This is a genomic window from Moorena sp. SIO3I6 (assembly GCF_010672095.1).
Genome location: NZ_JAAHHU010000247.1, coordinates 1 through 7,050 on the forward strand (window position 1 = coordinate 1; position 7,050 = coordinate 7,050).

Here is a 7,050-nt window from a genome sequence, read left to right on the forward strand (position 1 = left end):
CGTCCATACTTCTCTTTTTTCAATTCGATTATGCCCACTTTCTATTTCTTGATAATAACTATAGTCTTTTCCGACAAAGTCAGACTTCATAGCTAAATCAAACCAAGTTTTTACTTCTTCATAAAGATTTTTTTGATTAGCTTTTAGAGCCAAAATATAATCAGCTTTTTTATTAATAATTAGGGAGGTAATATCTTTTTGACACCCCATTGCATCGATATAGCGTTTCTAGGACTCATGAGGTACACAAGATTGTTTCACTCTTGACTCTTGCCTTCCCCTCCTGGGAGCAGGGCTGTTTCAAAGAAAAATAAGTTAACGAGAAAAGGAGATAGGGGGATAGGGGGATAGGGGGATAGGGGGATAGGGGGATAGCTCAAAATTTTCCGAAAAATCCCCAAATTTAGTCATTAAAATCTGACTAATTAGCCGGCTTCAATCAACTCAAATGACTAACAATTCGTGATTCGGCTTTTGAGTATGGTTAGATAAATTTGGCCAAAATCACGACTATTCGTCCAAAATTCTCCCCATCTCCCCATCTCCCCATCTCCCCATTTTTGGCCAGAATGAAACAGCCCTACCCTCCTGGGAGGGGTTAGGGGTGGGTTCCTAATCCCTGCTCCCTGCTCCCTGCTCCCTGCTCCCTGCTCCCTAAAACCTAGATATTTGTACCTCACCAGTTATAGAATTGCTATAGTAATTATGCTTCCCTCAATTGATAGCATTTCTAGTAATTGAGGGATAGCGGTAATTTCATTGGATTTATCCTTAACTTTATGTTGTCCTAAGACTAATTGGTGAGAGTCAGACCATGCACTTGTCAGACACGCCAACGAGTTATTAAAAATTAGTCATGAAGTCATGATATCATATTTTTTTTATCAACTTAACCTGGGTTTTTTTATCACCTTTTTGCTTATTTTTAAATCTAATTTAGATGCGTTTGCCCTGTTGCCTTTAGTCTTTTGCAAGTCTCAAATCCGTCAATTCCTGGCATCATTACGTCCAATAGAATTAGATCGGGTTGATTATAGTTAACTTGTTCAATCGCACTTTCACCATCTGTTTCCACAGCAACCGTAAAGCCAGCATTGTGCAAAGCCTGGGATATAACTGACAAATTGGTGGGTGTATCATCTACAACTAAGATGAGATTTTTGTCTTGATCGTATGTCACTGCTTCAGGATCCTATCAACACAAATTGATTTACTCATAAATTTAAAAATATCTATAATTTATTATCCCTTAACCATGTCTAATCCTAATTTAATTAAAATAAAACAAATATTTTTGAGTTATAATTAGATTAAAGTTAGTGATTATCAATTGATTTGGATAAATGAGTTAACTTATTAAAGTTAGCAAACCCTAAGCCGGAAAAAAAAATGGGTAACCTGATTCATCTGTGCTGGTTCATACTTGAAGCTATTACTGAAAAAGGTGCTTGTTTAGGATTATATAAACTTACCTTGAACTTACCCTCAGGGAAAATACTGACAGGAGGTGGGATTTATGGCAGTTATTGTCAAAGATTGAGAAACGAGCCAGAAGTATATTTTGCTCGGTACAGGATTCGGAGCTTACAAGTCATCACGCCCAAGTTGTTTCTTGGAGTAATTTCAGACATAAGCGAGTTTGTTACCTACTTTTGCTTAAGTCCTGATTATTTCTGGATTATTACCCATGATAAAAACCTGTCCTTGTCTGCTTTCCCATCAGCCTTAACTATGGGTGTTCAACCAGATTTGTTCTGATTGCTATTTACCAAAGCCAGAATTTCTTGCCACTCCTGATTTGATAAAGGCTTCTCTACCAACTCCACACCAAAACAATCAGCAGCAGCATGAGTTAGGGCATCCACCACAATGTTGATTAAGGCATCTCCCTGTTGAGCCATGGGTAGATGAAAGGGAGGGGGCACTTCCCCAAACACTTGAGTATACAGTCGAGCATCTGGTTCTAAGCGAATTGAGCCATGCTGCAAAATCACATTACCACGGCGCAATTGAGCACTACCAATCAGTTTAGAACCATCTGCTAACACTAAATCGGCACCAGTAGCAGTCCCGAAACAGTTGGGATTGTTAATATACCCCCGTCCAGCTGAACCATAGTGCAACTCTACACCAAGGGAGCGCCACCCCTGAATCAAAAACTCACAAATTTGGTGATAGGCATCAAGACGTTTACCAGTCAATCCGGAATTAACCACCATATAGGTCAAATCTCCCTGATGTAGCACAGCTCTACCACCACTGGGACGCCTTACCAGCTCTACTGGTTGTGATGCCCAAGTGAGTTGTTCCCAGAACTCAGGCCAACGGCGTTGATGGTAGCCAAGAGAGATGGTTGGTGATGCCCAGGTATAAAATCGCAATACTGGGGAATGTTTTCCCCGTTGGTGCTGGGCTAGTAGCCACTGGTCAATGGCCATCTGAAGCCGCCCTGATGCCTGTAGTAAGGGAATTAAACGCCAGGATGAACTCTGAAGTGGTAAGTCTGAACTATCAGAAGTCTCAAGTGGTAAGTCTGAAGTATGAAACAATGCCATTGTTGGCTGATTTGTTCGCTAATTGATTAACTGGTATGTTTTAAGCTTTATTCCTTCACCTGTGTGGTAATATCAACTTGAATCAGAAGATTCTAGGCGGCACCAAACTGAGCTTGTAATAAGTCATCATTGTCATCGGCAATAGTGGCTACCACGGTAATGGCGCGAGAAATTTCTCCTGGGGACAATTCAGCAACAGTTCGCGTGGATAACACGACAACTTGATCCTCAACAATAGCAAAGCGGGATTCAAAGGTGTCATACCAGTTCATTTCCAGGAGCTTGCGCATCAATGTTGCCTCGTCTTTGGCAGGTAGATGCATCACAGAAGACCAAGCTGTAAAGGTGTCATCATCTGTGGAACCAGTGAGCTGGACGAATACTTCCACGCTACCGTACTGAAACTTCCACAAGTAGCCTTCTTCACTGTGGCTTACCATAGCGCTATTGTTTTGTTCCAGGCTGGAGATGACCGTTTCAATGTTTTCGACATAGTTAACGGCAGTCATAGTCTGGTTGAACTCACTGGCAACGATTTCTGCCATTGACAAGTCTTGACTAGATAGAGTGTCAGGATTCGGCTGTGGGTTTGTCATAATCAATTTCTCTGTGCTGGTCTTGGGGTTTGCCTAAGACCCAGTATCACCTGTAGCTATGCTTGTTGACACGTTGATTAATTTTCTTAAATCAAGGGTCGAGACATGGAATTAGGTGAGAGAGGCAAAAAGGAAAGGGTCAAGGGTAAAAGATGATTTTTCTTTAACCTTTTTCCTTGAACCCTTTTCTTATATTTTACCTTTGAGAGATCGAAACACTAACAAAGGCACTTGCTCAGCTTCTGATTACTTGACCAATTTTCTAGGAGACTGCTTTTTGCTGATTTTTAGATACCTGATTGAGACCCTTTAAAAACATTGGCACAAATTTTTCTATAAACCCTTGTGGATCTTGCTGCCAAGCCTTTTGTGCTACCTGAATCCTGGTCATTTGCAGTTCAGGGGCTAGCAAGGTTTGGGGTAAGCGCTCGATCAGGTACTGAGGACGTTCCCACACTGGCAAGGTATGGGCAACCTCTAGCAAGTTATTGAGTCGGCGCAGTTCCGCACCTGCCATCAGATCTATACCAGATTCATAAGCCGCCTGTTCAATGGCTACATACTGGCGCTTTGCCTGTTCTACCTTCTGTCGATGTTCTGGGCTTTTCTTGGCAATTTGTGCCAACCACCGATTCCCCCAACGGACATGACCAACTTCCTCTGGGAAAATCCGTTCAATGGTTTTGATAATCTTAATATTTTCTTCAGTTTTCGGTGCCTCTTTCAATGCTTTGATGTGAGCTGAGAAGTACTCACATCCCCGTTTTTCGGTGACATTAATCGCTGCCAAACCACCGATTAGTCCATCATCAAGCTTTCCTTGTTGTTTATAGCTTTCCTGGTCGATGAGTCGATCAAATTCGTTGATGTAGGACACTCCAGGGGGCTTACCAATATCTGCCCCCAGTTCCATGAGTAGGTCAGTCAGCCACATGGCATGACGAGCTTCGTCAGCAATGTGATGAGATAAATCCCGCACCAGTTCTTTTGGCTGACCATCCAACTTTTCTACCAAATCCGTGAGATCTAGGCAACTGTGTTGTTCGTTGTAGCGATAGCGGTTGAGCATGACCAGGTGAAGTTTGCGATCGCGTACCACATGTGGCAAGATTTCACGGGCACCCATGCCATTGTTTGATTTGTGAGGATATGCAACTGTCATAGATTTTATTAGCTATACTCGCACCAAACCGACGTCTGACCCGATAGGGGAACGGTCGTTGAATTGGCAACAGGAATTATTTCTGAGTTTCACCGAACATACCCCCAGTCTACTGTAGTCTGTAATAATAAGAAGTTACTCGACCTTACCAGTAGCCAAAAGTTTGATTCAGTAATAACATCAATCTCAAACAATCTAAAAACAGTGGGATCATACCTATTCCTAAATTGTGAGCGATCTGAAATACTAATTAATCAAGAGTCAGACATAAATAAAGAAGCCACCCTTAAGGATGGCTAATGGTCTTAGTTCACCATAGACAAAGTACTAGACATCGTAGTAGAGTGCGAACTCGTAGGGATGAGGCCGCAACCGCATGGGATTGACTTCGTTGTCTATTTTGAATTCAATCCAGTTGGTAATAAAGTCTTCGGTGAATACTCCTGATTCAGTCAAGAAGGCATGATCCTTTTCTAAGGCTGCCAGAGCGTCTTCTAGAGAACCGGGGGTTGATGGAATTTTGCTCAATTCCTCTGGAGAGAGGTCGTAAATATCCACATCTAGAGAGTCACCTGGTTCAATCTCGTTCTTGATGCCATCAATACCAGCACAGAGCATAGCGGCGAAGGCGAGATAGGGGTTACAGGTGGCATCAGGGCAACGGAACTCTAACCGCTTCGCCTTGGGATTGGGGCCAGATAGAGGAATGCGGATGGAAGCTGAACGGTTACCTTGGGAGTAAGCTAAGTTCACGGGCGCTTCAAACCCAGGTACTAGTCGCTTGTAGGAGTTAGTGCTGGGGTTGGTAAATGCTAACAGAGCTGGTGCGTGCTTTAGTAAACCACCGATGTAATTGAGCGCCATTTTACTTAGGTTGGCGTAACCATCACCCCAAAACAAGGGTTCTCCATCCTTCCAGATCGATTGGTGGGTATGCATCCCCGAACCATTGTCGTTAAAGATTGGTTTGGGCATGAAGGTGACAGTTCTGCCATACTTTTTGGCAACATTTTTGATGACATACTTATAAGTCATCAGATCGTCAGCAGCCTTAATTAGGGTGCCAAAGCGAAAACCCAACTCGTTCTGTCCACCTGTAGCGACCTCGTGGTGGTGCTTTTCAATGGGTACACCGCACTCTGCCATGGTTAGCAGCATTTCGGTACGCATGTCTTGCAGGGTGTCTGTGGGAGAGACAGGGAAATAACCTTCTTTATAGCGAGGCTTATATCCGAGGTTACCACCTGCTTCTTCTCGACCAGAATTCCAACGACCCTCAACGCTATCTACATAGTAGTAGCACTGGCTCTCGGTTTGGTCAAAGCGAACATCATCAAACACAAAGAATTCAGCTTCTGGACCAAAGAAGGCGGTATCCCCAATGCCAGTGCTGATCAGATAGTCAAGGGCTTTCTGAGCAATGCTGCGAGGATCGCGGCTGTACCATTCCCCAGTGCGCGGTTCCTTAATGCTGCAAATCATGCTCAGGGTTTTTTCTTTCATGAATGGGTCGATCCAAGCTGTTTTGGGATCAGGAACCATTGCCATGTCAGATTCGTTGATTGCTTTCCAACCCCGAATGCTTGAACCATCGAAGGGAACTCCATCCTCAAAGGAACTCTCTTCTATTTGGTCTTGGTAGAATGAGCAGTGCTGCCAGATCCCTGGCATATCAATGAATTTAAGGTCGATGATTTTTATGTCTTCGTCTTGAATCATTTTCAAGACTTCTTGTGGGGTTTCAGGCATGAATTACTCCTTTGATCAGCTTTACGTTTGTTTACAAAGAAACAACCTTATAAAATTACTTGAGTCAGTGACTCTACCAAAATTGGCGACACTGAAGCTTTCCCAAACCGAGGACTGACTGGGTAAGCATCCGAGTCAGTTATTCGCGGGGAGATACTTTTTTTTGAGTGGTGCAAGGAGCACTATTTCCTTAAAAGCATCTTGATTGGCTTTTCCCTTGAACAGTGAAAAGTTGTAGTTCCCTGATTCCTGACTGATCCTAGGGATAGAAAGTAGGAGATTATGTATCTAACAATACAGAATGTCCTAAGATGATCGGATCTCATATGAATAAAAAATTAAATTTTCCAGTTCTAGACTCAGTCAGGTTGGCAAAAAGGCTCGCACAAAGGCTCAAGAGAAGGTCTTTGTCTGCTCAGCAAGGGAGCCCATGGCAAAACTAGGCTCTGGTTAGTGGCAGGTTTTGCCTAAATCCCTCTATATCGCCTCTATATAAGCAATGGGGTTAGTGGGAGCATTGGGTCGGTCGGTTCTAGTTTCCCTGTTTCCCCCCTCTGGGAGTATCTTGCGCAATTAATCGGTCCTATCGATGGTGGACAACGCCCAATTCTAAAGAAGCATTAAGGATGAAAGCAACAAGCAACAGGGTACAATCTAGTGATGAAAGATATGTATACGCTTAGCTCCAGCCAATTATAGCGTCTGGAATTGAGCACACATTCAACTTGCTGTTTAACTCCTGTGGAGTGCATAGTGTAGCGCTCTGTACCTGTTGAGTTCTCGCCCTAAATCATGGGAAGACACCAATAGTAAATCAAAATTATCAAGATTGTTGTTGGGAGAATAATTTAATGAGGGATTTAGTCACAAACTTGATTAGGAATTATGATAGCTCAGGTCGCTACCTAGATCGGGATGCCATCGATTCACTTAAGTCTTACTTTGAAACTGGCACCGCTCGGGTGGCTGTAGCTACTTTAATCAATGG

General features: G+C 43.1%; 6 protein-coding genes and 4 pseudogenes. 2 read left to right on the top strand and 8 right to left on the bottom strand.

The genetic code is table 11. The features are described from left to right. From F6K49_RS32875 to F6K49_RS32890, 4 genes and pseudogenes are all read right to left on the bottom strand, one after another. Window positions 1–219 (bottom strand): annotated as a pseudogene (locus F6K49_RS32875) (ISAs1 family transposase); the annotation flags it as partial. Between the two features lie 233 nt (window positions 220–452). Then, window positions 453–680: a hypothetical protein gene (locus F6K49_RS32880; RefSeq protein ID WP_293025870.1), complete on the bottom strand. Its 228-nt coding sequence runs from the start codon at window positions 678–680 to the stop codon at window positions 453–455. A 15-nt stretch (window positions 681–695) separates the two neighbouring features. Further along, a pseudogene (locus tag F6K49_RS32885) lies at window positions 696–821 on the bottom strand (ISAs1 family transposase); the annotation flags it as partial. Between the two features lie 131 nt (window positions 822–952). Further along, window positions 953–1,180: pseudogene (locus F6K49_RS32890) on the bottom strand (response regulator); the annotation flags it as partial. 209 nt (window positions 1,181–1,389) lie between these two features. On the opposite strand from F6K49_RS32890, the gene F6K49_RS32895 reads away from it, so the two are divergent. Next, window positions 1,390–1,758, top strand: a complete 369-nt coding sequence (locus F6K49_RS32895) for a hypothetical protein (RefSeq protein ID WP_293025868.1) — start codon at window positions 1,390–1,392, stop codon at window positions 1,756–1,758. Here the strand turns inward: F6K49_RS32895 and F6K49_RS32900 are convergent. From F6K49_RS32900 to glnA, 4 genes are all read right to left on the bottom strand, one after another. Then, entirely contained in the window at window positions 1,740–2,555 is an 816-nt protein-coding gene (locus tag F6K49_RS32900) for a lipoate--protein ligase family protein (RefSeq protein WP_293025866.1), read from the bottom strand. The genes F6K49_RS32895 and F6K49_RS32900 overlap by 19 nt on opposite strands. Window positions 2,556–2,647: 92 nt before the next feature. Next, a complete protein-coding gene (locus tag F6K49_RS32905) occupies window positions 2,648–3,151 on the bottom strand; it encodes a YbjN domain-containing protein (RefSeq protein ID WP_293025864.1) in 504 nt (167 codons plus the stop codon). 262 nt (window positions 3,152–3,413) lie between these two features. Then, window positions 3,414–4,313 (bottom strand): ferritin-like domain-containing protein, encoded by a 900-nt coding sequence (locus F6K49_RS32910; protein ID WP_293070745.1) that lies wholly within the window; start codon window positions 4,311–4,313, stop codon window positions 3,414–3,416. 327 nt (window positions 4,314–4,640) lie between these two features. Beyond that, window positions 4,641–6,062 (bottom strand): type I glutamate--ammonia ligase, encoded by a 1,422-nt coding sequence (glnA, locus tag F6K49_RS32915; RefSeq protein ID WP_293070747.1) that lies wholly within the window; start codon window positions 6,060–6,062, stop codon window positions 4,641–4,643. An 851-nt stretch (window positions 6,063–6,913) separates the two neighbouring features. Between glnA and F6K49_RS32920 the strand changes: the two are divergent. Then, window positions 6,914–7,050: pseudogene (locus tag F6K49_RS32920) on the top strand (allophycocyanin subunit beta); the annotation flags it as partial.